This is a genomic window from Kribbella sp. NBC_01245 (assembly GCF_036226525.1).
GTDB lineage: Bacteria > Actinomycetota > Actinomycetes > Propionibacteriales > Kribbellaceae > Kribbella.
Genome location: NZ_CP108487.1, coordinates 7411354 through 7433408, shown reverse-complemented (window position 1 = coordinate 7433408; position 22055 = coordinate 7411354). Strand labels below are relative to the sequence as shown.

General features: G+C 67.5%; 21 protein-coding genes and 1 tRNA gene. 8 read left to right on the top strand and 14 right to left on the bottom strand.

What is annotated here, in order from left to right:
* Nucleotides 1–22 precede the first annotated feature (22 nt).
* Nucleotides 23–1321 (bottom strand): serine hydrolase domain-containing protein, encoded by a 1299-nt coding sequence (locus tag OG394_RS34050; RefSeq protein ID WP_328991293.1) that lies wholly within the window; start codon nt 1319–1321, stop codon nt 23–25.
* A gap of 628 nt (nt 1322–1949) precedes the next feature.
* Here OG394_RS34050 and OG394_RS34045 point away from each other — a divergent pair.
* A complete protein-coding gene (locus OG394_RS34045) occupies nt 1950–5111 on the top strand; it encodes a M14 family metallopeptidase (RefSeq protein ID WP_328991292.1) in 3162 nt (1053 codons plus the stop codon).
* Between the two features lie 100 nt (nt 5112–5211).
* On the opposite strand, the gene OG394_RS34040 is transcribed toward OG394_RS34045, so the two are convergent.
* From OG394_RS34040 to OG394_RS34000, 9 genes are all read right to left on the bottom strand, one after another.
* Nucleotides 5212–5284 (bottom strand) — tRNA-Ala (locus tag OG394_RS34040).
* A gap of 119 nt (nt 5285–5403) precedes the next feature.
* Complete coding sequence (gene sepX / locus OG394_RS34035) at nt 5404–6198, bottom strand: divisome protein SepX/GlpR (RefSeq protein ID WP_328991291.1); 795 nt, start codon at nt 6196–6198, stop codon at nt 5404–5406.
* 97 nt (nt 6199–6295) lie between these two features.
* Nucleotides 6296–6907 carry a GNAT family N-acetyltransferase gene (locus OG394_RS34030; RefSeq protein ID WP_328991290.1) on the bottom strand — a complete coding sequence of 204 codons (612 nt, stop codon included), beginning with the start codon at nt 6905–6907 and terminating at the stop codon, nt 6296–6298.
* Complete coding sequence (locus OG394_RS34025; protein WP_328991289.1) at nt 6907–7398, bottom strand: MogA/MoaB family molybdenum cofactor biosynthesis protein; 492 nt, start codon at nt 7396–7398, stop codon at nt 6907–6909. Before OG394_RS34025 ends, OG394_RS34030 begins: the two co-directional genes overlap by 1 nt.
* Nucleotides 7395–7874, bottom strand: a complete 480-nt coding sequence (gene moaC, locus OG394_RS34020) for a cyclic pyranopterin monophosphate synthase MoaC (RefSeq protein WP_328991288.1) — start codon at nt 7872–7874, stop codon at nt 7395–7397. Before moaC ends, OG394_RS34025 begins: the two co-directional genes overlap by 4 nt.
* A complete protein-coding gene (gene glp, locus OG394_RS34015; protein WP_328991287.1) occupies nt 7871–9097 on the bottom strand; it encodes a molybdotransferase-like divisome protein Glp in 1227 nt (408 codons plus the stop codon). Before glp ends, moaC begins: the two co-directional genes overlap by 4 nt.
* A gap of 26 nt (nt 9098–9123) precedes the next feature.
* Entirely contained in the window at nt 9124–9588 is a 465-nt protein-coding gene (locus OG394_RS34010) for a GNAT family N-acetyltransferase (protein WP_328991286.1), read from the bottom strand.
* On the bottom strand, nt 9581–10969 hold the full coding sequence (locus tag OG394_RS34005) for a UTP--glucose-1-phosphate uridylyltransferase (RefSeq protein WP_328991285.1): 1389 nt from the start codon (nt 10967–10969) through the stop codon (nt 9581–9583). The genes OG394_RS34010 and OG394_RS34005 overlap by 8 nt, the downstream gene beginning before the upstream one ends.
* Nucleotides 10970–11033: 64 nt before the next feature.
* Complete coding sequence (locus OG394_RS34000) at nt 11034–11555, bottom strand: hypothetical protein (RefSeq protein ID WP_328991283.1); 522 nt, start codon at nt 11553–11555, stop codon at nt 11034–11036.
* A gap of 226 nt (nt 11556–11781) precedes the next feature.
* On the opposite strand from OG394_RS34000, the gene OG394_RS33995 reads away from it, so the two are divergent.
* Complete coding sequence (locus OG394_RS33995; protein WP_328991282.1) at nt 11782–12372, top strand: 5-formyltetrahydrofolate cyclo-ligase; 591 nt, start codon at nt 11782–11784, stop codon at nt 12370–12372.
* Between the two features lie 25 nt (nt 12373–12397).
* Nucleotides 12398–13333, top strand: coding sequence for an aminoglycoside phosphotransferase family protein (locus tag OG394_RS33990; protein WP_328991280.1), 936 nt, complete (start codon nt 12398–12400; stop codon nt 13331–13333).
* Here the strand turns inward: OG394_RS33990 and OG394_RS33985 are convergent, their stop codons facing one another.
* Entirely contained in the window at nt 13334–15922 is a 2589-nt protein-coding gene (locus tag OG394_RS33985) for a penicillin acylase family protein (protein ID WP_328991278.1), read from the bottom strand.
* 178 nt (nt 15923–16100) lie between these two features.
* Here OG394_RS33985 and OG394_RS33980 point away from each other — a divergent pair, with 178 nt between their 5' ends.
* From OG394_RS33980 to mscL, 3 genes are all read left to right on the top strand, one after another.
* Nucleotides 16101–16451 (top strand): FmdB family zinc ribbon protein, encoded by a 351-nt coding sequence (locus OG394_RS33980; protein WP_328991277.1) that lies wholly within the window; start codon nt 16101–16103, stop codon nt 16449–16451.
* Between the two features lie 72 nt (nt 16452–16523).
* Nucleotides 16524–17252 (top strand): SAF domain-containing protein, encoded by a 729-nt coding sequence (locus OG394_RS33975; protein ID WP_328991276.1) that lies wholly within the window; start codon nt 16524–16526, stop codon nt 17250–17252.
* A gap of 146 nt (nt 17253–17398) precedes the next feature.
* Nucleotides 17399–17782: a large conductance mechanosensitive channel protein MscL gene (mscL, locus tag OG394_RS33970; RefSeq protein ID WP_328991275.1), complete on the top strand. Its 384-nt coding sequence runs from the start codon at nt 17399–17401 to the stop codon at nt 17780–17782.
* A gap of 20 nt (nt 17783–17802) precedes the next feature.
* Here mscL and OG394_RS33965 read toward each other — a convergent pair whose 3' ends face one another.
* Nucleotides 17803–17937: a hypothetical protein gene (locus OG394_RS33965; RefSeq protein ID WP_328991274.1), complete on the bottom strand. Its 135-nt coding sequence runs from the start codon at nt 17935–17937 to the stop codon at nt 17803–17805.
* Nucleotides 17938–17946: 9 nt separating this feature from the next.
* A complete protein-coding gene (locus OG394_RS33960) occupies nt 17947–18609 on the bottom strand; it encodes a hypothetical protein (protein WP_328991273.1) in 663 nt (220 codons plus the stop codon).
* Between the two features lie 288 nt (nt 18610–18897).
* Here OG394_RS33960 and OG394_RS33955 point away from each other — a divergent pair, with 288 nt between their 5' ends.
* Entirely contained in the window at nt 18898–19518 is a 621-nt protein-coding gene (locus OG394_RS33955) for a hypothetical protein (RefSeq protein ID WP_328991272.1), read from the top strand.
* Between the two features lie 43 nt (nt 19519–19561).
* Here the strand turns inward: OG394_RS33955 and OG394_RS33950 are convergent, their stop codons facing one another.
* On the bottom strand, nt 19562–20536 hold the full coding sequence (locus tag OG394_RS33950; protein WP_328991271.1) for a winged helix-turn-helix domain-containing protein: 975 nt from the start codon (nt 20534–20536) through the stop codon (nt 19562–19564).
* Between the two features lie 86 nt (nt 20537–20622).
* Between OG394_RS33950 and OG394_RS33945 the strand changes: the two genes are divergently transcribed.
* Nucleotides 20623–22050: an alpha/beta hydrolase gene (locus tag OG394_RS33945; protein ID WP_328991270.1), complete on the top strand. Its 1428-nt coding sequence runs from the start codon at nt 20623–20625 to the stop codon at nt 22048–22050.
* Nucleotides 22051–22055 lie beyond the last annotated feature (5 nt).

Sequence of the window (22055 nt, the reverse complement as noted above, 5' to 3'; positions counted from 1 at the left end):
TGAGCACCTTGACCCCGTCAGGTCAGCCCGCGGCCTTCCCGCCGCAGAACACCTCTTTGGCCAGCATGTTGAACGCCTTCCAAAACTCCGTCGCGAGGTCGATTGCCGCGTCTCCGGTGGTAATCGAGGCGGTCAGGGTCTTACGACCGTCAGGCGTGCTGACCATCAGTGCCCCGTAGCCGCCGGGAGGGCCGCCGTTGTGGTGGAGGATGGTCGTGCCGCCACACTCCGGGCCCAGGTCCTGCACGAACAACCCGAGGCCGTAGTGGAAGTCGCCGCTCTTGGGGTGAGGCTTACGCATCTCGGCCAGCAGTTGGGCCGGGAGGAGCTTGCCGCCATTCAGCGCGGAGAAGTACGTGTGGAGGTCCTCGGTGGTCGAGATCATGTCACCGGCGCCTGCCAGTAGTGAGAGGTTCTGGCGGGTGACATCGACCGTCTTCCACTGCCCAGCGTCCTGGTAGCGGTAGTAGCCGTGAGCATGCGGCCCGGGGAGCTGCGTCCGGTTGCCCGGCACCACGGTCCCCTTCATCCCGAGCGGCCGCAGGATCCGCCGCTTCATCTCTTCGGCGTACGAGCGGCCGGTGACCTTCTCGACCAGCAGCACGGCAAGCGTGTAGTTGGTGTTGGCATAGCTCCAGTTCGTCCCCGGCGCGAACTTCGCCGGCTTGGACAACGCCAGCCGTACCAGCTCCTCGGGCCGGTAAGTACGGAACCGGTTATCCACCCACTCCTTACCCGCCCCCGGGATCCCCGGCACGTACGTCCCGTCGTCGTAGAACTCGCCCGTGTAGTTGAACAACCCACTCGTGTGCTGCAACAGCATCCGCACGGTAATCCGCCGGTCCAACTTGAACTCCGGCAGATAACCCGCCACCGAGCCATCCAGCCCGACCTTCCCCTCAGCCACCAACTGCAGCACCAGCGTCGCGACGAAGTTCTTGGTAACACTCCCCACCCAGAACCACCCACTAGTCGACGGCTTCGCCCCCTCCCCCAACTTGCGCGCCCCCGCGCTACCAACCCACTCCCCGCGCTCATCGTTCACCCGCATCTGCACCCCAGCGAACCCGGAGTCCACAACCTCCTGAATCGCCTCCTGCAACTCCGGCCGCCCCTGCCCACCATCCGCCAACGGCACGCGCCTGCCCTCCGCAGTCGCCACCCCAGGCGCCCCCACCCCAACCAACAACGCAACAGCCAGCACCGCGCCCGCCATCCGCCGAATGCCCCGCGGCATCCGCCCCCTGCCCTTCTCAGTAGTCGTTTCCGGACCCTCATACGTCTTCCGCAACCCCACGGCCGCGCTCATTGAACTAGCCATGGCCCCAAGATCACCGCCCGTCCTGACACCGGACCGTCACTGCGCTGACGCGCCCGCCCGCCCACGCAAAAGCGCGGCTCCAAAGGCCGCTGACCACAGCTTGAAGCCGTGTCGCTCGTTCTGTGCCTAGCGGTCGGTTACCAGCAGGGTGTTGCCGTCGGGATCCTTGATGGTGAAGAAGCGACAGATGTCAGGCGACCCTTCGATCGCAGTTGGTTGGCATCCGTGGCCCTCCAAGTCCGATCGAGCCTGGCTGAGGTCACTCACGGTGAAGTTGCAGGTCGCCCAATCCAGCCCGGGCTTGGTCTGGATCCTCGTTGCGAACTCGGGGCAGCATGGTCAGCAGCAGTCGTTGCAGGCTTGGCTCGGGTCGCAATTGGTACACCGTGGCCTGTGCTGGTTGCTCCGGCTGCTGCATTTTGCCGCACCCTACCCGTGCTGGTGATGCGCCTGATTGCCCTGCTTTGGGGGCGTTCACGTTACGAGTCGTTGAGCATTGCTGGCGCAGTGCTCCGGGAGTAGCGTTGCGGCCAGGCTGGCGCGCGTCCTTGGTCGGAAGCCCCACGTTGGCTGCCTCTCGCGAAGCGCTCGCCGGGGACGCCCGCCCATGCATGGAGGGGTGTTCAGTATGTCCTTGAGACGTGCCGCCGTGGTATCTGTAGCCGCCCTCGTATTGAGCTTGGTATCGTTCCCCGCCGTTGCTCGGCAGCCGGATGCGCCGCTCGAGATGTACACGCTTGAGGGGCCGGCCGACAGGATCGCTGAAGCCGTGCCCGGGCTCGAGCTCGCGGGTCTGCGCCAGACCGCATCAGGCATCAAGGCCGACGCGGTTCTCACGCAAGGCCAGCGAGACAAGTTGGCCGGCTCCGGCGCGAAGGTCACAGTCAAACGCAACAAGAAGGGCCAGACTGTCTCGGAGCAGGCTGCCGCCCAAGCGCAGGGTGGCTACAACGTCTACCGGTCGTGGGACGAACCGGGTGGCATCCGGGACGAGCTGTACGACGTGGCGCGCCGGAATCCGCAGCTGGTCAAGCTCGTGGTCCTCGGCCGGTCGCATCAGGGCCGCGAGTTGATCGGGTTGAAGCTCACCCAGGGGGCGCGCGACGTGCCCGACGGATCCCGCCCGGCGGTGTTGTATTCGTCGCTGCAGCACGCTCGCGAGTGGATCAGTCTCGAGGTGAACCGCCGGCTGCTGCATCATTTCGTCGACCGTTGGCGGACAAACGACAGGGAGATCAGGGGTCTGCTGAAGCAGACCGAGTTGTGGTTCGTCGTCGCGGCGAACCCCGACGGGTACGAGTACACGTTCGACAGCGAGCGGTTGTGGCGGAAGAACGTGCGCGACAACAACCGTGACGGCCAGATCACTGTCGGCGACGGGGTCGATCCGAACCGCAATTTCAACGAGCATTGGGGCTACGACAACGAGGGCTCCTCGCCGAACCCGGCCGAGGAGACCTATCGCGGTCCAGGCCCGGCGTCTGAGCCCGAGACACGCGCGATGCAGGGGCTGATCGACCGCGTCAGGCCGAGGTTCCAGTCGAACCTTCACTCGTACGGCGAATGGCTGTTGTACCCGCAGGGCTGGCAGGTTGGCACGCCCGACGCCGACAACCCGCTCTACGTCGCGCTCGGCGGCACGGACGCGCGGCCGGCGATCCCGGGCTTCAACCCCGGTCAGTCGGCTGACACGCTCTACGTCACCAACGGCGAGACCACCGACTACGCCGACACCAGTGCCGGCACCATCGCCTTCACCCCCGAGCTGGGCGAAGGGGCCCCCGGGTCCGGTTTCGTCTTCCCCGACGACGAGGCGCTGATCCAGGCGGAGTTCGAGAAGACCCTGCCGTTCCACCTTGGTTTGGCCCGGTCGGCGGTCAATCCCACGAAACCCGCGTCGCCGGTCGGCATCCAGCCCGCGCCGTTCTACCTCGACCAGGACGACGTCGACCCACAGAACGGACAGCAGTCGCTGTTCGATTTCCGGTTCGCCGTCTCCTACGGCGACCCGCAGGAGGTCCGGGTGCTGGCACAGCACAACATCGGCGCCGTGACGCTGAAGTACCAGATCGCCGGCGGGCCTGTACGACAGGCGCCGACGTCCGAATGGACCGGCGGTGAGCGCTACGGGCCTGGAAACGGCGCCCACTACCACGTTGTCCGCGGCCAGGTGGCAGGCGCGTCGGTCGGCGACAACGTGACCGTGTGGTTCGAAGGCGGCGGCGCGCGCAGTGACTCGTTCACCTACCGGGTCGAATCCGACACCGGCCGGCGGGTCCTGATCCTCGCGGCCGAGGACTACACCGGTGCGTCTCCGGTGAAGGCGGGAGTGACGGCGCCGCAGTACCTGTCCTTCTACACGGACGCGCTGGACGCCAAGGGAATCGAGTACGACGTGTACGACGTCGACGCGCGCGGGCGCACAGCGCCGGACAACCTCGGGGTGCTCAGCCACTACGACGCCGTCCTCTGGTACACCGGAGACGACATCGTGACCCGCGAAAGCGGCTGGGGCCCGGGCAATGCGTCGCGGCTGGCGATGCAGGAGTTGCTCGAGGTGCGCGACTTCGTCAACGAGGGTGGCCGGGTGGCCTACACCGGCCAGCGCGCCGGCCAGCAGTACACCCCGGCTCTGGGAACGCAGCTGTACGACCCGTTCGAGAACCGGCAGTGCCGCGCGGATCCCGCCATCTTGGCACGCTGCCTCGCCCTGTCCGGCTCCGGCAACTCGCAGGGCGACCCGATCGAGTACGTCTTCGGTGCGGCGATCACCACGCCGGGTGGCGGTTTCGACTCGACCACGGGTGATCCGTTCCCCATCTCCGGGATCGACAATCCGCTGACCGGCCTGGCCCTCGAGCGCAACGGCGCCGACAGCGCCCAGAACCAGACCGTCGATTCGTCGTTCATCGCGACAGGCGACTTCCTGGAGGTGACCGACCCGGCGGGCAGCTTCCCCCACCTGGACAGCTGGCCGGCGGCGGAGTACCTGAGCGGGATCGCGGGCCCCTTCGACCCGCACAGCGGGCAGAAGTTCATGTGGTCGGACCGGGCGGACGAGGCGTACAAGCGGCTTGCCCGGACCATCACGGTGCCGGCGGGTGGCGCGACCTTGTCGTTCTGGACCAGCTACAACCTCGAGCTGGACTTCGACTACATGATCGTCGAGGCGCACACGGTCGGCCAGGACGACTGGACCACGCTGCCAGATCAGAACGGGCACACGTCCAGCGATCTGAGTAACGACATGGCCTGCACCAACGGCTGGAGTAATCCCGCCGATGAGGTCAACGTGCTACACCCGTTCCTGACCCACTACCAGACCTTCGACCCAGCCACCGGGACGTGCTCGAACACTGGAACGACCGGGCAGTGGCACGCCGCCAACGGCAGCTCGTCGGGCTGGCAGCAGTGGCAGATCGACCTGTCGCGCTACGCCGGCCGGCAGGTCGAGTTGTCGGTCACCGTCCTGAGCGACTGGGGCCTGCAGCAGTTCCCGGGCGTCTTCGTCGACGACATCGAGGTCTCCACCGGTGCGGGAACCACCTCGTTCGAGGACGATGCCGACCCGTTGGACGGCTGGGCCGTCCTCGGGGCGCCGCAGGACCCACAAGGCATCGAGGGCCCGAACCTCAACGACTGGGTCCGCCGCGGCGGCCTCGGTATCAAGGAGGGCGCTGCAGTCTCGACGTCGGACACCGCATACCTGGGCTTCGGCTTCGAAGGTGTCACTGGGCAGGCCACGAGAAACGAGCTGATGGATCGCCTGATCGACTACCTACTCCGCTAGCGAGCGGTCACCGGGGGTGGGGCCTGCGGGTCCCCCACCCCCGTGCTGCACCTATGGAAAAAGCCCTTGCCGATTGCTCGGAAAGGGCCTTTGATCTGGGTGGAGCTGAGGGGATTCGAACCCCTGGCCTCCTCGTTGCGAACGAGGCGCGCTACCAACTGCGCCACAGCCCCAGGCTTGTCGCTGCGTCCTTGCGACCGCAGAACTTTAACATGATTTCCGAAGCCGTCTGACCACCGGGGTCCTGCACCACGCCGGACCGCGCCGCGTCCCGGGGAAGGGGTGCGGGCGGTTAGTCGTTGACGGCGCGGGGGATCTCGGTGGACTCCTCGACCTCGGGGGCCGGGTCCGCCACCGGGGGGTGGGATTCGGCGGGGGTCGGGGTGGCGCGGGCGGAGGAGAAGACTTCGGGGCCGGAGAGGTTGACCGTGCGGACCGTGCGGTCGGGGGCCTTCTCCTTGTGGACGTACGTCGGGAGGGTGACGGGGACCGGGTCCCAGAGGCCTTCGGCCGCGGGGGCCTCGGGCTCGGGGAGGCGGACCTCGATCGTCTCCTCGACGTCCGCCGCAGGCGCGGCGGCAGACGGGCCGGCCTCATGCTGATCGCGCGCGCGGCGGCGCTCGAGGCGGTCCAGTCGGTCGAGCTCGTCGAGGCGGTGCATCTTGCGCACCTGCGCGCGAGCGACGACCGCGAAGAGCAGGATCAGACCACCCGGCACACCAAGGGACCACCACGGCACCATCGCGAACGAGGCCAGGGCGGTGAGGGAAAGCAGTGACAGGGTCAGCATGGAAAGGACCCGCCGGCGCCGCATAGCGGCCACCCGGCGGGCTCGGTTGGATGCAGCCGAACGCCGAGGTGGTGGCGGGTTGCCCTCGACAGGCAGGGGCTCGGAGAAGCCCGGCGGCCGGACGACGTACCGGGCACGGTCCTGGTCATCGGTCTGCCGAGCGAGCACGCGGCGCTCCGGGGAAGGGTCACCAGAGGACGCGCGCGGAGCCTCGTCGCTGCGGCGCAGCCACATCGGAACGAGGTAGGCAGCCCAGGCAGCGACGATCGCCACATAGATCAGCCCGGTCGTCCCCATGCCATGACGCTAAGACCACGGACGGTTCACATCCGGTACGTCGGGCGGTGTGTCGCAAGAAGACTCGTGTGACTGGTGTGATTAACACGGCCAGTGATCAAGCCAGTCTGGACAGCAATCCCGCGCCGACCTCTTCACGGTTCAACGCGAAGATCCGATGGTCTCGCCACTTGCCGTCGATGTGCAGAAACGCGGGCCGCAAACCCTCGTCGCGGAACTCCAGTTTCTCCACCACCCGCAGACTCGCCTTGTTCTCCGGGCGGATCGCGATCTCGATGCGATGCAGGTCAAGGACGAACCAGCAATGGTCGGCGGCCATCGCGACCGCCGTCGGCACGATACCCCGGCCGGCCCACGCCTCGTCGATCCAGTAACCCAGGTTGGCCCAACGCGCTGATCCATAGGTGATTCCGGACACGGTCAACTGCCCGACCAACGGCCATTTGCCGCGTCCCTCGACCGCTCCCCCATAAGTAAGGGTGAACGGCAACATCCGTCCCTGCCTGGCCTGCCGGTTCATCTCGCGTGCCATTGCGCGGAACGTCGGCGCACCCGAATCGCCACCCGGCGGCTGCGTCGCGTCCCACGGGCGCAGCCAACTGACGTTGCGCTGACGTACGGCGCTCCACTCGGCGCCATCGGACGCACGCAGAGGCCGTAACCCCACCGAGCCGTGCCGCAGCTCAACAGGCCAGCGGAATTCGGCCATCAGGCGAGGTCCGTCCGTTCGTGATCGCCGCCGCCCACCTGGTCGACCGCATGCGCCAGGATCGGCTCGAGCACGGTGAGTCCGTCCTTCACGCCACCACGCGAACCCGGCAGGTTCACGATCACCGTGCGCCCGGCCACCCCCGCGAGCCCCCGGGATAGCGAGGCCGTCGCGATCCCCTTGGCCACGCCGTACGCGCGAATCGCCTCGGCAATGCCCGGAATCTCCATATCCAGCACGCGTGCGGTCATCTCCGGAGTCGCGTCCGTCGGGGAGATACCGGTCCCGCCCGTCGTCACCACCACGTCGTACGACGATGCGACCGCGGCGCGCAGGGCCAGCTCAACCGGCTCACCATCGGGTACGATGCGCGGCCCGTCGACGCTGAAACCCCAACTGGACAAGGCCGTCGCGATCAACGGACCAGTGGTGTCCTCGTAAACGCCGGCGGCCGCGCGGTTCGAGACGCTCACCACCAAGGCCCGCGTCATCCGCGCTCCCAGTGGCCGGTCTTGCCGCCGTCCTTGGTCTCGACGCGTACGTCGGTGATGACGGCGGCCGGGTCGAGCGCCTTCACCATGTCGATCACGGTCAGACCGGCCACGGTCACGGAGGTCAGCGCCTCCATCTCGACGCCCGTCCGGTCATTGGTCCGTACGGTCGCGACGATCGAGACGCCGTCGTCCAACACCTCCAACTCCACCTTCACGCCGCTGATCGAGATCGGGTGGCACAACGGCACGAGGTCCGGCGTACGTTTCGCGGCCATGATGCCGGCGATCCGGGCCACGGCCAACGCGTCACCTTTGGGCACGCCCTCGCCACGCAACGCGGCGACCACCTCGGCACTGACGAGAACCTTGCCGGAGGCAACGGCCTGCCGCGCCGACACGTCCTTGCCGGAGACGTCGACCATTCGGGCCGCACCGGACTCGTCCACGTGGGTAAGGCGGCGGTCGTCGGTCATGAGGTCTCCTCGTCGAGCAGCCAGATCTCGGCCTTCTCACCGGCACGCATCCCGGTCACCTCTTCGGGTACGACGATCAGCGCGTTCGCACGGCTCATCCCGCCCAGCAGGTGCGAGCCGTGCCCACCGACCGTACGGATCATCCAGCCGTCCTCGTTGAGACTGGCAGCCGCACGGACGAACTGGCGCTTGCCCTTCGGAGACGAGAAGTCGTCCAGGAGTACGCCGCTGACCGCCTGCCGCCGGTAGGGCAGCCGTCCCATCAGCTTGCGCAGCGCCGGCCGGATGAAGACCTCGAACGAGACGTACGCCGATACCGGGTTGCCGGGCAGCGTGAAGATCGGCGTCGCGTCCTCACCGATGACGCCGAAGCCCTGCGGTTTACCCGGCTGCATCGCCACTTCGGGGAAGTCGATCGTGCCGGTCTTGCGCAGCACCTCCTTCACCACGTCGTACGCGCCCTTGCTGACGCCACCCGTGGTGATCACGAGATCGGCCCGCACGAGCTGATCCGACAACGTGTCCAGGAACTGCTTCTCGTCGTCGTCCACGATGCCGACGCGATAGACGATCGCCCCGGCCTGCCGTGCTGCCGCCGCGAGGGTGTAGCTGTTCGAGTCGTAGATCTGGCCATGCTCCAGCTTCGAACCGGGCTCGCGCAGTTCGGCACCGGTCGAGATGACGACCACGCGCGGCCGCGGCCGGGCCATCACCCGGGACCGGCCGACCGCCGCGAGGATGGCGAGCTGGCGCGGACCGAGCAGGGTGTCCTTGTCGAGTACGCGATCGCCGGCCGCGATGTCCTCAGCGGCCCGCCGGATCGAGGCGCCGAGCTGCGGCTGCCGGTTGATCCGGACCGAGACGGCACCACCATCGGTCCACTCCACCGGTACGACGGCATCGGCGCCGCGTGGCATCGGGGCACCGGTCATGATCCGGGTGGCCGTGCCCTGCGTGACCACCAGCGGACGGCTCCGGCCCGCGGCGATGTCGCCCATCACCGGCAACGTGATCGGGTTCTCCTCCGAGGCGCCGGCCAGGTCCGCGGCCTGCACGGCATAACCGTCCATCGCGGAGTTGTCGAAACCGGGCAGGCTTATGGCCGAGTCGACGTCCTCGCACAACACCAGCCCGAGGGTTTCCAGCAACGGCTGCTCGAACGGGGGCAGCGGCGCGATCCGCTCCAGCACCGCTTGGAGATGTTCGTCGACACTGCGCCTCATGCGCCGAACCCTAGCGCCTTGGCCGGTTAGGCCTCGGGGTGGGCGCCCCAGACCATTCGAACGTCCGGCGCCTTCTCCTCGTTGGTGGCCCCATCCGTACGACGGACCTCGGTGAAGCCGTGCGAGGCGTAGAACCGCTGTGCGGGTACGTTGGTCTGGAAGGTCCACAACGCCAACCCGCCCGGCCGCAGGTCCTTCGCGAGATCGACCAGCATCGAGCCGATCCCCTGCCCCGCCAACTCCGGTACGACGTACAGCTGGTCGAGGTCATCGCCGTCCAGCGTGAGCACGGCCACCACCCGATCGGCCTCGAGCGCGACCCAGGTCTGCGCGTCGGGCAGCAGCACGTGCGCGAACCAGTCGCGTACCTGGTCTTGCGTATGGATGGGCGCGGGCAACGCCGGCAGACCGCCCAGCCGCGAGGCCCACCAGGCGTCGGCCGCGTCGTTGCAGTCGGCCGGCTCGAGCGGCCGGATGAAGACCTCAGCCACGAAGCTCCGTTCCGTCCGGGATCTCCCGGCGCTCCCCCGCGGCCGCTGCCACCTCGACGTCACCGATCACGGTCACATCCTTGCCGAAGGCAACATCACCGCGCACCTCGAGCCGGTCGGCCCGGACCAGCGACGGCGCACCACCGGCGAACCGGCGCTCGAAGTCGGCCAGGATCCGGAAGTACGCCTGGTCGAGATCGACGTACGGCTCGTCGCCCTCATGCGTGGTGGTCAGCTCGCCCGATTCGTCCAGCTCGTAGACGTCCGAGCGCAGCACGAGCAGGTCGTTCGTGGTCTTCACCGGCTTGAACCGGGACCGGTCCACGATCACCGCCTGCGAACCCTCGAACGTCTCGATCGCCGTACCCATCCCGGTCTCGAGCTGGATCACCCGCGGCGATTCGGCATCCGACGGGTCGACCGTCTTCTTGTTCACGATGATCGGCAGCCCGAGCACGCCGTCATGGCCGGCCATCAGCTCGGCCAGCCGGTCCAGGTCGATCCACAGGTTGTTGGTGTTGAACGTCTTGTGCCGGGTTACGTCCTGGAACGAGGCGTTGTCGTCCTCATGCACCTGGGCGCTGTCCCGCAGGATCAGCCGGCCGTCGGACCTGCGCACCGCGACATGCCCGCCCTTGCGATCGGACCTGGTCCGGCGGCATACCTCCATCCCGAACGGGACGTCGTGCTCGGCCATCCAGGCGGCGATCCGGCCGTCCGGGGTGGCGCCGAGGTTGTCCGCGTTCGAAACGAAGGCGTGCCGGAAGCCCTTCTCGCGGAGGGCGTCGAGCATGCCCGAGGCGACCAACGCGGTGAAGAGATCGCCATGACCCGGCGGGCACCACTCGAGCTCGGGCTCGGCCGGCCACTCGACCGGGGTGAGGTCGTCGGCCCGCAACTTGGGCTCGGCGTTCTGCAGGAAATCCAGGGGGATCCCGTCGACCGGCAGCTCGTCGTACGCCTTGAGCACCGCGAGGGAGTCCTCCCGGGTGCGGAACGAGTTCATCAGGACGAGCGGCAGGGGTACGTCGTACGTCTTGCGCAGGTGCAGGATCTGGCGGGCGATGATGTCGAGAAAGCTCAGGCCGTCCTTCACCGGCAGGGCCGACTTGGGACCGGTGACGCCCATCGACGTACCGAGGCCGCCGTTGAGTTTGATCACCACGGTCTCGGCCAGGGCGGCACGCATCGCCTCGGTGTCGGTGTCGAGGTGTTCCAGATGTGGCAGGTCGCCGACCGGGTCGATCTCGGCCTCGCGAATGGTGCCCTGCTGACCGGATTCGAGCAGTCCGTAGTAGTGCGTGAAGACCTTGATCGCGACCTCCGCGACCCCGGCCGAACGCATCTTCTCCGTCGCCTGGCGCAAACCGTCCTGACTCATGCGGCAACCCTACTGAACGGGTACGGTCCAACCGCAGCGCGCGACGAAGATCACCCTGACAGGGTTAGAAACCGACCTCGGTGATCGGGAGCTTTTTGCCGGGTGGTTCTTCCAGCCAGGTGCCGGTGATGGCCCACTCGCCACCTTCGCGCTTGAGGGTGAAGACGCGCTTGAGGCTGTAGTCCTGCTTGGCGCCACGGTTGGCGGCGGTCGCGCCACCGGACGGCAGGTAGAGCTTGGTGTTGTCGGTGACGGCGGCCTTCGCGAGCTCACCGGTGACCTCGAGCGAAGTGAGGGTGACCTCGACCTCGGCCCGGGTATGCGTCCCGGCGGCACGACGCTCGTCCAGCTTCTTGGCGTGGGTTTCGATCCCGACGGCGAAATCGGGATCGAGCCGCGCGGTCGTCAGCGGCTTGCCGTTCATCGCGGTGCCCTCGTCGGTCACCCGGGTGGCGCGGTCCTTCAGGTACTGGCTCACGACCGCCTGGACGGACTCGCTGTCCTGTTTGCTCGGCCCGGACCCGCAGCCGACAGCGAGCAGCAACAGGCCCGCCATCATCGCCATCCCCCGAACACGACGCAGCACCAACGACACCCTTTCACCTGAGATGTGACGGGGAGAGCGCCAGTCCCGTCAACGCGTACACCCCTTACTCTCCCCGATCCGAGCCCGATCTGAGGAGCCGAACCAGGCAACTCTTGACATATTTCGCATGGATTTGAGGTAGGAACCTCCGAAGTGATCCGCATTCGCACCGATGCCTACACAGCGTACCCATACGAACACAACCCACCCGTCTACCATCAGGCCTGTGGAATCTCCCGCCCTCGATAAGGCTTCCCGGCGCAAGGAACTGCTCGCGGCACGACGTGCGCTGACGTCGGACGAGGTGGCTGCCGCGGGTGCGGGGTTGCTCGCATCCGCGCAGGTCAGGCCCGAGTTTCAGGCCGCGCGATGTGTCGCGCTCTACCTCGCGATGGGCACCGAGCCGGACACCACGCCGCTGCTCGACTGGTTTCGCGCTCACGACGTGCGGGTGCTGCTACCGCTCCTGTACGACGACAACGACCTCGGCTGGGGGCCGGCGGACTCGGGCCTGCATCCGGGCCGCCTCGGTCTGACCGAACCGCTGGAGGATCTCGGCCCGAACGCGATCGCCTCGGCGGCGCTCGTGATCTGCCCGGCGCTGGCGATCGACCTCAACGGCGTACGACTTGGGCGGGGCGGCGGCTCGTACGACCGGGCCCTCGCCCGCGCCGCCGACGTACCGATCTGGGCCGCGGTCTATCCCAGCGAAGTCGTCGAAGCCCTGCCGCGGGACGCCCACGACCAGTACGTCGATGCCGCGCTCACGCCCTCCGGCCTACGGGTGACCAATCGGTCAGACGTTCGCCAGACGTGACCGCACAGTCGTGCAGAATGCGCGGATGAACGAGCACCTGACCGCCGACCAGTTGACCGCCCGCACCGCGAGCGCGGTCGCCACCGCCACCGCGACCGCCCGTGACCTCGGGCTGGACGTGACCGACGCGACCGCGTTGTACGACGCGTTCTCGGTGGTCGTACACCTCAAACCGTCGCCCGTGGTGGCACGCATCCCGATCGTGCTGCCGCCGCAGTTCACCGCGACCACCCAGCTCGCCCGCCAGCGGACCGAGCTCGACGCCGTCGCCTGGTTGCAGGGTCAGGGCCACCCGGTGGTTCCGCCCAGCCCGCTCGTACGACGTGAGCCGGTGAGCCGGGACGGGCTGTCCATGACGTTCTGGCAGTACGTCGAGGTCGCGGGTGAGCCGGATTGGGCCGGGAACGCCGCCCGCTCGGCCGAGCTGCATCACGCGCTGGCGGATTACCCGGGCGAACTGACGTGGCTGTCGCCGGTCAACAACGTCGTACCGCAGGGACTGGCTGCTCTCGAGGGTCAGCCCGACTTGCTTGCGCCGGAAGACCTCGAGCGTGCCCAGCGTGAGTGGAAGCTGCTCGAGCCTATCGTCGGGACGCGTGCCGGGTGGGAGCGTGAGTTCCCGAACTCGTCAGTGCAGCCGATCCACGGCGACGCACCGGCGTACAACATGATCATGGTCGGCGACGGCGCGCTCTGGGCCGACTTCGAGGACGTGACGGTCGGGCCGATCGAGTGGGACTTCGCGTTGTTCCCGGCGGAGATCGCGACCATCTACAACGAGGCCGCGGCGAAGCTCGGACGGCCGGGTATGGACGAGCGCGCGCTCGCGGTGATGGGCGCCGCCCGGAACCTGCAGGTCATCGCGTGCCTGCCGCTGGTGCCGCAGTTCCCCGCACTGGGCGAGGGACTGCAGCCGGTCATCGACGCTTGGCGAGTGGGACCGCTCGCGGGCGGTCTGTAGTTATTTGGGGCCTGGCGTGAGCGTGAAGGTGTGCTCGCGCCGGGCCTCGACCGCGCCACGGGTGAAGGCCCACGGCAGCGTCTGACCCTTGACCCACAGCTCGGTCTGGTCGGTGTAGTTGCCGTGGAACGCGTGCCCCGAAACGCCGGTCAGGTTGATCCAGCGGGAGTTGTCGAGGTTGTCCAGGTCGACCACCATCCGCATCGACGGCACGGCGGTGACCGCGTAGCCCTTGGCCGCGTCCCAGCTGGTCGCGTTGACCAGGGAGTTGCCGCCGCCGAGCTCGTACGGGCCTCGATTGAACAGCCGGTCGACCACGCCGATGCCCGATTTGCCGAGGGTCTGGTTGGTCAGGGTCAGCTTGTGCAGCCGGCCCCACTCCCAGTTCTCCGGATCGCGGGCCATCGCCTTCGTGATGTCGCTGCGGGCCTTCATCATCGCCTCGCGCAGTACGTCGTCCCGGCTCTCGCGCTGCGGCGTACCGAGGTCGTCCCACCAGGCGTTGTTCGGCTCGTCGACCAGATCGCGCACCGCCTCGAACCAGCGCGAACCGCCGTCCGGCCAGATCGACTCGGGCATCTGGTCGTGGAAGGTGAGCGCGAGCACGTTGCGCCAGACGATGTTGAAGTACGCCGCGGCGGCGGAATCGGCCGGCTGCTGGAAGTCCCAGCCGCGCAGCACGTCCTGGCCCTGGCGCACGAAGTCGTCGGGGATACCGATGTCCAGCAGATGCGGTACCAGCATCTCGGCATTCGCGTTCTTGCTGTCGAGCTGGATGTCGGCCATCGCGTTCACGTCGAGTTTGCCCGCGCGCTTGATCCGGTCGAGGATCTGCTGCGAGCGATAGCCGTAGTCCCAGTTGCTGCCGAGGTGGCGCGGGTAATCCCCGGGGACGACGGCCTGGTTCGCGGTGACGATGATGCCGTCGGCCGGGTCGAACTCGGTCGGCAACTCCTCGAACGGCAGGAAGCTCTTCCAGTCGTAGTCCGGGTCCCAGCCGAGGGCGGGCCAGTCGCCGGCCGACTTGCCGCCACCCATGCCGCGGACCGGGATCTTGCCGGGCGCCTGGTAGCCGATGTGGCCCTCGCGGTCGGCGTACACCAGGTTCTGTGCTGGGGCCTCGAAGACCTTGGCGGCGGCCCGGAACTCGGTCCAGTTCTTGGCCTTGTTGAAGCCGAAGATCGCGTCGGCGGTGCGGCCCGGCGTGAGCGCGGTCCAGCGCATCGCGACGCCGTACGTCTCGGTGCCGAACCGCTGTGCCTTGCCCTGGCCGTACTCGGTGGAGAGTTTGCCGGTCTCCTTCGCGTCCTCGGAGATGTCCGAGATGAGCGGGCCGTGCTTGGTCACCCGGACGGTCAGCTTCTCCGGTTCGTCCCGGCCGGCCACCTTGAACGTCTCGGTGCGGATCTCCTCGAACGGGACGATCTTGCCGTTGTACTGGGTGCCGTTGGTGCGGATCTTCTCCAGGTACAGGTCGGTCACGTCGGGGTCGAGGTTCGTGAAGCCCCAAGCGATGTCGTTGTTGTGGCCGATCACCACCCCGGGCACACCCGCGAAGCCGAACCCGGACACCTCGAACGGGCAGCCCTCGCTGATCTTGCGGCAGTGCAGCCCGACCTGGGACCACACGCCCGGCATCGTCGCGCCGAGGTGCGGGTCGTTGGCGAGCAGCGGCTTGCCGGTCGTGGTGTGGTCGCCCGAAACGACCCACGAGTTCGAGCCGATGCCGTCGCCCTTGCCCATCAGGTCCGGCAGGCCCTTGGTGATCCGCTCGATCGTGTCCAGCGACTTGCGCAGCTCGGGCTGATCCAGCGACTTGCGCAGCGCCGGGTCGAGCGAACCGCGGTTGAACTTGCCGGTCGGCTTGGCGTTGACGAACTTGCCGCCGCTGACGTTGCCGGCCTCGACGATCGGCGCGTTCCGGTCGTACGGATAGGCCGGGTAGAGCTTGTTGATCTGGGCGAGCGACAGGATCGTGGCCATCTTGGTCCGGGCGATCTCGTCGTCCATGTTGCCGGCCAGGTCCCAGGCCATCGCCTTCAACCAGGCCAGCGAGTCGGCCGCGGTCCACTGCTCGGGGCGATAGTCCTCGCCCTGGAGGCTCAGCACGGCGTACTCGAGGGAGACGCCGGAGCCCTGGTTCTTCTCGAGGTAGGCGTTGACGCCCTTCGCATACGCGTCCAGGTACGCGCGGGTCGTCGGCTCGAGCATCTTCAGCTCGCGCTCGGCCACCCGGCGCCAGCCGAGCGTGCGGACGAACTTGTCGGTCTCCAGCGCGTCGGCGCCGAACAACTCCGACAGCCGGCCGGCCGTGACGTGGCGCCGGAAGTCCATCTCGAAGAACCGGTCCTGAGCGTGCACATAACCCTGCGCGGCGAACAGGTCACCGGCGTTGTCCGCATAGATCTGCGGGATGCCGTTGGCGTCGCGAACCACCTCGACCTCGGCGTCGAGCCCGGGCAGCTCGGCGGAGCCGTCGTACGACGGGAACGAGTGGCGGACAACGAAGACGCCGGTACCGGCGATCACCATCAGCAAGATGGCGAGGGCGATACCGCTGATGACGGAGAGTCGAAACAGGCGGCGCACGGACCCAACCGTAGAGACAACGCCGCTCACACCCCAAATGGGGCCGTCCGTCCTGCCACTTCCGGGCGTGGCGGCACCTGCTTCCGAGGCTGTTTTTGCGGCTTGATTGGAATAGTTCGGTCGCGTAGCGCATTATTAGCAGTCGAGTAGTAGGAGTGCCAGGCCTGAAGGGATCGACGTGCCGACGTACCAGTACCAGTGCACCGACTGCGGGACCAACCTCGAGGTGCGCCAGAGCTTCTCCGATGACGCACTGACGGTGTGCCCGGAGTGCGACGGAGTGCTGCGCAAGGTGTTCAACGCGGTCGGCGTCGTCTTCAAGGGCTCCGGTTTCTACCGCAACGACAGCCGCAACACGAAGAGCACCGCGACCGTGCCGTCGAAGTCCGACTCGGGCGCGAAGACCGCGGCTCCTGCTGCGTCGAGCTCCGGCTCGGGGTCCAGCTCGGGTGACTCCGGTTCTTCCTCCTCGAGCAGCTCGTCCTCGTCGGGCAGTTCCTCCAGTGGGAAGTCTTCCTCCGCCGCCTGAGGTCCCGCTTTCGCTGGAATTGCTCTGTGGATAAGGCTGGATCGGCTCTTCCAGGCTCGTAACTTCTCTGGCATGAGCCGAAACGAACCTCTGAGGCATCGCTTGCTGCGGGCCGTGCGCTGGCATCGGCGGTCCCTGGCCGCGGTGGCCGCCGCCGCAGGCGTGTATCTCGCCCTCACCGCCCTCGCCCCCGCACCGCCTCCCACCGTGCGCGTTCTCGCCGCCGCCCGTGACCTTCCGGGTGGCGAGCGCCTACTGCCCGGCGATCTGCGAGTGGTCGCGATACCGCCGGAGTTCATACCGACGGGCGCGCTCAGACCCGAGACGTCCGCCGCCCGGCGGACGTTGGCCGCCCCGATCCGGGCCGGCGAGATCCTCACCGACGCGCGTTTCGTCTCCCCTGCGTTGGTCTCTTCTGCACTCGTACGGCGAGCTGGCGGCGCGGGCGTGGTCGCGTATCCGGTCCGCTTCGACGATGCCGAGGTGGTCGCGCTGCTCCGGGTCGGCGATCGGATCGACGTGTACGCCGCTACCAGCACCACCTCGGCGCTGGCGGCCCGCCTTGCCACAGGGCTGCGGGTGATGGCACTCCCCCGCGCTGGTCCTGGCGCTGGTCCTGGCGCTGGTTCTGGCGCTGGTTCTGGCGAGACCGGGATCGGGTCATCGCTCGGCGGCGGCGGTTCGACGTCCGGGCGGTCTGGCGCCTTGGTCGTGCTGGAGCTCGAATCGCAGGCGGCCGCGCGGATCGCTCAAGCTGCGACGAGCAGTCGGCTGACTCTCGCCCTCTCCGGAATCACCTGACGCAGTTGGCTCCTTGGTGGCGCTGTGCGTCCTGACAGCCACGTACGGTTCCGGCGCGGGCTCTCGCTTCTGGTGGGGCGGGAGCACTAACTTCATCGGGATAGCGAACCGAGGGTCAGCCGGACCCTTTGACGGTGGAGGCGGAAATGCTCAAAGGCTTCAAAGAATTCATCATGCGCGGCAACGTCGTCGACCTCGCGGTCGCGGTCGTCATCGGCGCCGCGTTCGGCAAGATCATCACGGCACTGGTCGATGGTCTGATCAACCCGCTGGTCGCCGCGATCTTCGGTCAACCCGATGTGACGAACGTCGGCACGTTCACGATCAACGAGGCGAAGTTCTCGATCGGGCTGATCCTGCAGGAGGTCATCAACTTCCTGTTCGTCGCCGCGGCGATCTACTTCGTGATCGTAGTGCCGATCAACCACCTGAACGAGCGCCGGAAGCGCCAGAGTGAGCCGGAGGCCGAGACCCTGACCACCGACCAGGAGCTGCTCACCGAAATCCGCGACGCCCTCCGCACCCGCTGACCCAGCCCCCTCGCAGCGCACTAGTTGTGGTGCGGGGGGACCTCGCGGAGAAAGCGCTCGTCGTCCTCTTCGGTCGACTCGCCCCAAGAGCGTGGGTCGTCATCGCGGGTCTGGTCAGGCAGAACCGGCTCGTCTTCCTCGTACGGCGTACTCATGCGTCCAGCCTAGTCCTGGCCAGGGATTCGGGGCAGTTGGCGCTGCTCGCCCTGACCGCCTGAGACCTGCTGTTGCTGCGCGGGCTGCACCAGCGCCGCGATACCCGGTTCCGTCGTCCAACGCGAGCCCATCACCCGCCAGGCGCTCAGGACCGACAAGGTCGGGACTGGCAGCCCGACCAGCCGCAAGGGCTCTGAGTTCTGGAAGCCGAAGGTGAGCGTCCAGTTCGCCGGATCCGGGTAGAACTCGGTCACCGTCGAGTAGTCGAAGCTCAACCAGCCTCTAGCCGGCAGATGACACATCAGGCGGTTGGAAGTCGCGATGAGCGACACCTCTTGCAAATCGCGCCACAGCAACTGCATGTCACGCCTTGCGGCCGAGCGACGGCTTGCGTTCACCGCGGCGGTCGCAGCCATCAGGCCGAGCACCATGCCGGGCTTGCCGAAATACATGCCGCCGCTTTGGTTGTACACGCCGGTGCCGCCGTACAGCCGCGCGTAGTTGACCGTGGTCTGCAAATAGGCCGTCTCGCCCTGCTCGAGGATGATCCCGTACAAGGTCAACGGCTGCGGCTCGTTACCCGTCAAGAGCCACTTGGCCCAGTCCTGACCGAGCTGCCATTCCGCCGCCTGCTGTTCGGCGAGAAGGGCCGCGTCCTTCCTCTTGCCCACTGCATGCCTCCTGATGGCGTCGTCCGAGTCGGGATGATCATGCCATTTTCACGAAACCGTAGTCCGGTGAGGGCAACCGGACGGCGGGTCAGAACGTCCGCTGACCAGACGGCCATTGCCGTGACCAGATAGACGTGCTGCCGTGACGCTTCCGCCACAGTGCGCGAGATCTGCGTCAACGATCATGGGTCCCTTGTGCCGCCCCAGGTAGTTCGAACCACAGGTAGTTCCGCCCAGCAAGTCCAAGTTCTGTCAGCAAGACGTGTCAGCAACCGGAAGGACCGAGTCGTGAGTGCAGTAACCCGGACACGGAGCCTCGTCGGTGCCTCGATGATCGTGATGGTTCTCGCGGCAGCCACTGGCTGCGGCGACGAGAGCGCCCCCTCCGCCCAGCCCAGCCCGACCCCGACCACCAGTTCGCCCGCAACCCCCACCCCGACCCCGTCGGCGCCAACGCCGAACCCGAGCGGCACCCCGAGCATGGACTGCCCGGAGACGATCGCCACGGTCCGGTCCCAGGTGGACAAGGCCCTCTGGGGCAAGGGTTCGGCCAAGTCGGCGTTCGAGCCGGTCAGCGTGACGATCTGCCAGTACGACGCCGAGGCCGTCGGCAAGGCCTACGCCAACGTCACCACCAAGCGACAGGGCAAGCAGGCCACCGACCTCTTCGCCCTGGTCAACGCCGCCAAGCCGACGACGAAGGAGCCGAAGTTCTGCACCAAGGAGCTCGGCCCGACGTACGCCTTGCGTTTCACCGACAACGAGCGCGGTGTGCTGACGTACACGGTCGAGGCGTACGGCTGCCGGCGGCTGGTCGCCACCTCGTTCGAGGGCCAGGGCAAGCCCGGTGATCTCGCGTCGCCGCGCATCGTCACCCCCGAGCTGATCAAGTCGCTCGGCATGCGCTGACCCTCACCTGGGATCACGCTGTCTCACCTAAGAGCACGCTGCCTCACCTGAGGGCGCGTTCGAGCACGGCCTGGCCTAGCGGGGTCAGGCCGTGCTGCATTTTGTTGCGTTCCCGCACGCTCACCGCCAGCCCTGCCTCGCGCAGCGCCGTCGCGTGCTGACTAGCGCTCGCCAGAGACACCCCAACCCGCTCAGCCAACTCAGTCGTCGTACCGCCCGCAGCGAGCGCCTGGAGCATCGCTGCCCGCGTCCGACCGAGCAGCGTCGCCAACGCCGTACTAGAGGACGTTGAAGTCCACAGCTCGTCACTGGCGATCGGATAGACCAGTACGGCGGGCCGACCGTCGTGCGGGAAGTACGGCGTTGGACCGGTCGCGCAGAACACCGAGGGCACGACAACCAGGCCTTCGCCCTGCAACCGGCCGAGCAGCGGTTCCATGGCCCAACGACCCGCAGTCGGTAGTTCCAGCACCGGAGACTTCCAGCGGATCGACGGGTGCAGCGATGACAGCAAGCCCTCAACGCCCCGGTCAGCCAGGATGCGGGACAGACGCGCCCTCTCCGTCTCCAAGGCCGTACTGATCGCAGACCAATGCGGAGCGACCGTATCCGCGTGCAGCCGCTCCAGCACGCTGACCATCCTTCGGCGCGGAGCCAGTTCCGCCCGCTCGATCCCCCGCAACCAGGACGCCGTATACCGGCAGCGGGCCACCTCCACCTCATCCCGGAACAGGTGGTCCGGCATGGCCAACACGCGCTCGGCGGCCTCACCAAAGTCCGCAGCCGCCCCCACCCGGCTGAACAGGTCCAACTGGATCCAAGGGGTAGGGCTGTAGAAGCGAGCCAGATCCGACAACTCGTGCACCGAGCTGCCCCGAAGCGCCGCAAGCCAAGGAGCGGTCGGGTAGCGCGCCATCCGCACAGAGCCCACCCCGAGCACCGTCTCGGCGAACGGCCCGAGCGTCGGCAGGATCCGCGTTTTGGCCAAGTCCTCGGCAGTGAACTCGATGCGCAGCATGCCCATATTTGGCCACGGTTGAAGGTCATTGTCAGCCGGTCGAGGTAGTCGCACCCTGAGGCTGCATACCTACCTGGAGGCTTTGAATGCGCAACCGCCTGGCCGCCCTGACCGCCGTCACCACGGTGCTCGTCAGCTGCATCTCCCCCACCGCCACGCCAACCCCCGGCCCGACTACCACCTCCACGTTGCAGAATCCGGTATCGGCGAACCCGGTGCTGGAAAACCCAGCACCCTGCCCGAACACTCCCGGCTTCACCTGTACGACATTGCGCGTCCCCCTCGACCACGGACGCCGTACCGGCCCTGCCCTCGAGCTGTCCGTTGCAGCCGCCGACAACGCCGACGCGCCTCGCGGCGTACTACTGCTGCTCACAGGCGGTCCAGGCCAACCCGGCGTTTCACTCGTCAACCGAGTCCGCAACTACTTCGACCCGGCCGTACTGGCGCAGTACCGGCTGGTGATGTTCGACCAGCGTGGGACAGGCCCGAAGGGCATCAACTGCCAGGAGCTCCAGACATCCGTAGGCGGCTCCGACTGGCTCACCCCGGCCGCAGATGCCGTCGACGCCTGCTCCCGGCAGCTCGGCAAGAACCGCGACTTCTACCGCTCTACCGACACCGTGGCGGACGTCGACTTGCTACGCCGGGCACTCGGCCAGCAGCGGCTCACGATCGACGGCGTCTCGTACGGCACGTTCACCGGCGCCCACTACGCGTTGAGCCACCCGAGCCGAGTGAGCGCGCTGATCCTCGACTCGGTCGTACCGTTCAGCGGTCTCGACCCATTCGGCGTCGATCTGCTGGGCACCACCACCCGAACCGTACTCGCGCGCGCCTGCGCCCAGGACCCCGCCTGTACGACGGACCCGGTCGCGGACCTCGCCTGGCTGCTACGGAACGGCGAGCTCGACGGCAAACCGATCAACGGCGTCAACTTCGTGGAATCGCTGTCGATCATGAGCGTCAGTTCGGTCAATCCCTCGTTCAAGGGCATACCGAAGCTGCTGAACGACGCGCGGAACGGGAACATGGCTCCCTTGAAGCAGTTCCTCGAGCGGGCGAGCGGCCTCGGCACCCCGTACGACCAACTCTCCGCCGGGCTGCACATGGCGACCCTCTGCTCGGATGTCCGGAAGCAGCCGTGGGGTACGTCCGAGACACCACTCGCGCTCCGCCAGGCCGCACTCGACCGCGCCGTCAGCCGGTTGGACCCGGCCACGCTTTACCCGTACGACGTACGGACCGCGCGCTCGATGCTGATGGTCGAGGGTTGCCTGCGCTGGGAACCGGCTCGCGCGTCGACGTACTCCAAGCTGCCGCGACTCGTGCCGCCCACGCTCATCCTGCACGGCACCAACGATCTGTTCTGCCCGGTCGAAGACGCTGTCTGGACCAAGCGGCAGGCGCCGCGCGGGCGGCTGGTCGTCGTACCGGGTGGTGGGCACGGGATTCAGGGCAGTCCGACCGACCCGACGGGCAAGAACGCGGTGCGCTCGTTCCTGCTGAACTGACGGCG

Coding starts and splice junctions, on each gene's coding strand:
- OG394_RS33990 (WP_328991280.1), top strand. CDS start 12,398: ATGAACGAGCACCTGACCGCCGACCAGTTGACCGCCCGCACCGCGAGC.
- OG394_RS33975 (WP_328991276.1), top strand. CDS start 16,524: ATGAGCCGAAACGAACCTCTGAGGCATCGCTTGCTGCGGGCCGTGCGC.
- OG394_RS33950 (WP_328991271.1), bottom strand. CDS start 20,536: ATGCTGCGCATCGAGTTCACTGCCGAGGACTTGGCCAAAACGCGGATC.
- OG394_RS34045 (WP_328991292.1), top strand. CDS start 1,950: ATGTCCTTGAGACGTGCCGCCGTGGTATCTGTAGCCGCCCTCGTATTG.
- glp (WP_328991287.1), bottom strand. CDS start 9,097: ATGAGGCGCAGTGTCGACGAACATCTCCAAGCGGTGCTGGAGCGGATC.
- OG394_RS34030 (WP_328991290.1), bottom strand. CDS start 6,907: ATGGCCGAATTCCGCTGGCCTGTTGAGCTGCGGCACGGCTCGGTGGGG.
- OG394_RS34005 (WP_328991285.1), bottom strand. CDS start 10,969: ATGAGTCAGGACGGTTTGCGCCAGGCGACGGAGAAGATGCGTTCGGCC.
- OG394_RS33965 (WP_328991274.1), bottom strand. CDS start 17,937: ATGAGTACGCCGTACGAGGAAGACGAGCCGGTTCTGCCTGACCAGACC.
- moaC (WP_328991288.1), bottom strand. CDS start 7,874: ATGACCGACGACCGCCGCCTTACCCACGTGGACGAGTCCGGTGCGGCC.
- mscL (WP_328991275.1), top strand. CDS start 17,399: ATGCTCAAAGGCTTCAAAGAATTCATCATGCGCGGCAACGTCGTCGAC.
- OG394_RS34025 (WP_328991289.1), bottom strand. CDS start 7,398: ATGACGCGGGCCTTGGTGGTGAGCGTCTCGAACCGCGCGGCCGCCGGC.
- OG394_RS33945 (WP_328991270.1), top strand. CDS start 20,623: ATGCGCAACCGCCTGGCCGCCCTGACCGCCGTCACCACGGTGCTCGTC.
- OG394_RS34050 (WP_328991293.1), bottom strand. CDS start 1,321: ATGGCTAGTTCAATGAGCGCGGCCGTGGGGTTGCGGAAGACGTATGAG.
- sepX (WP_328991291.1), bottom strand. CDS start 6,198: ATGGGGACGACCGGGCTGATCTATGTGGCGATCGTCGCTGCCTGGGCT.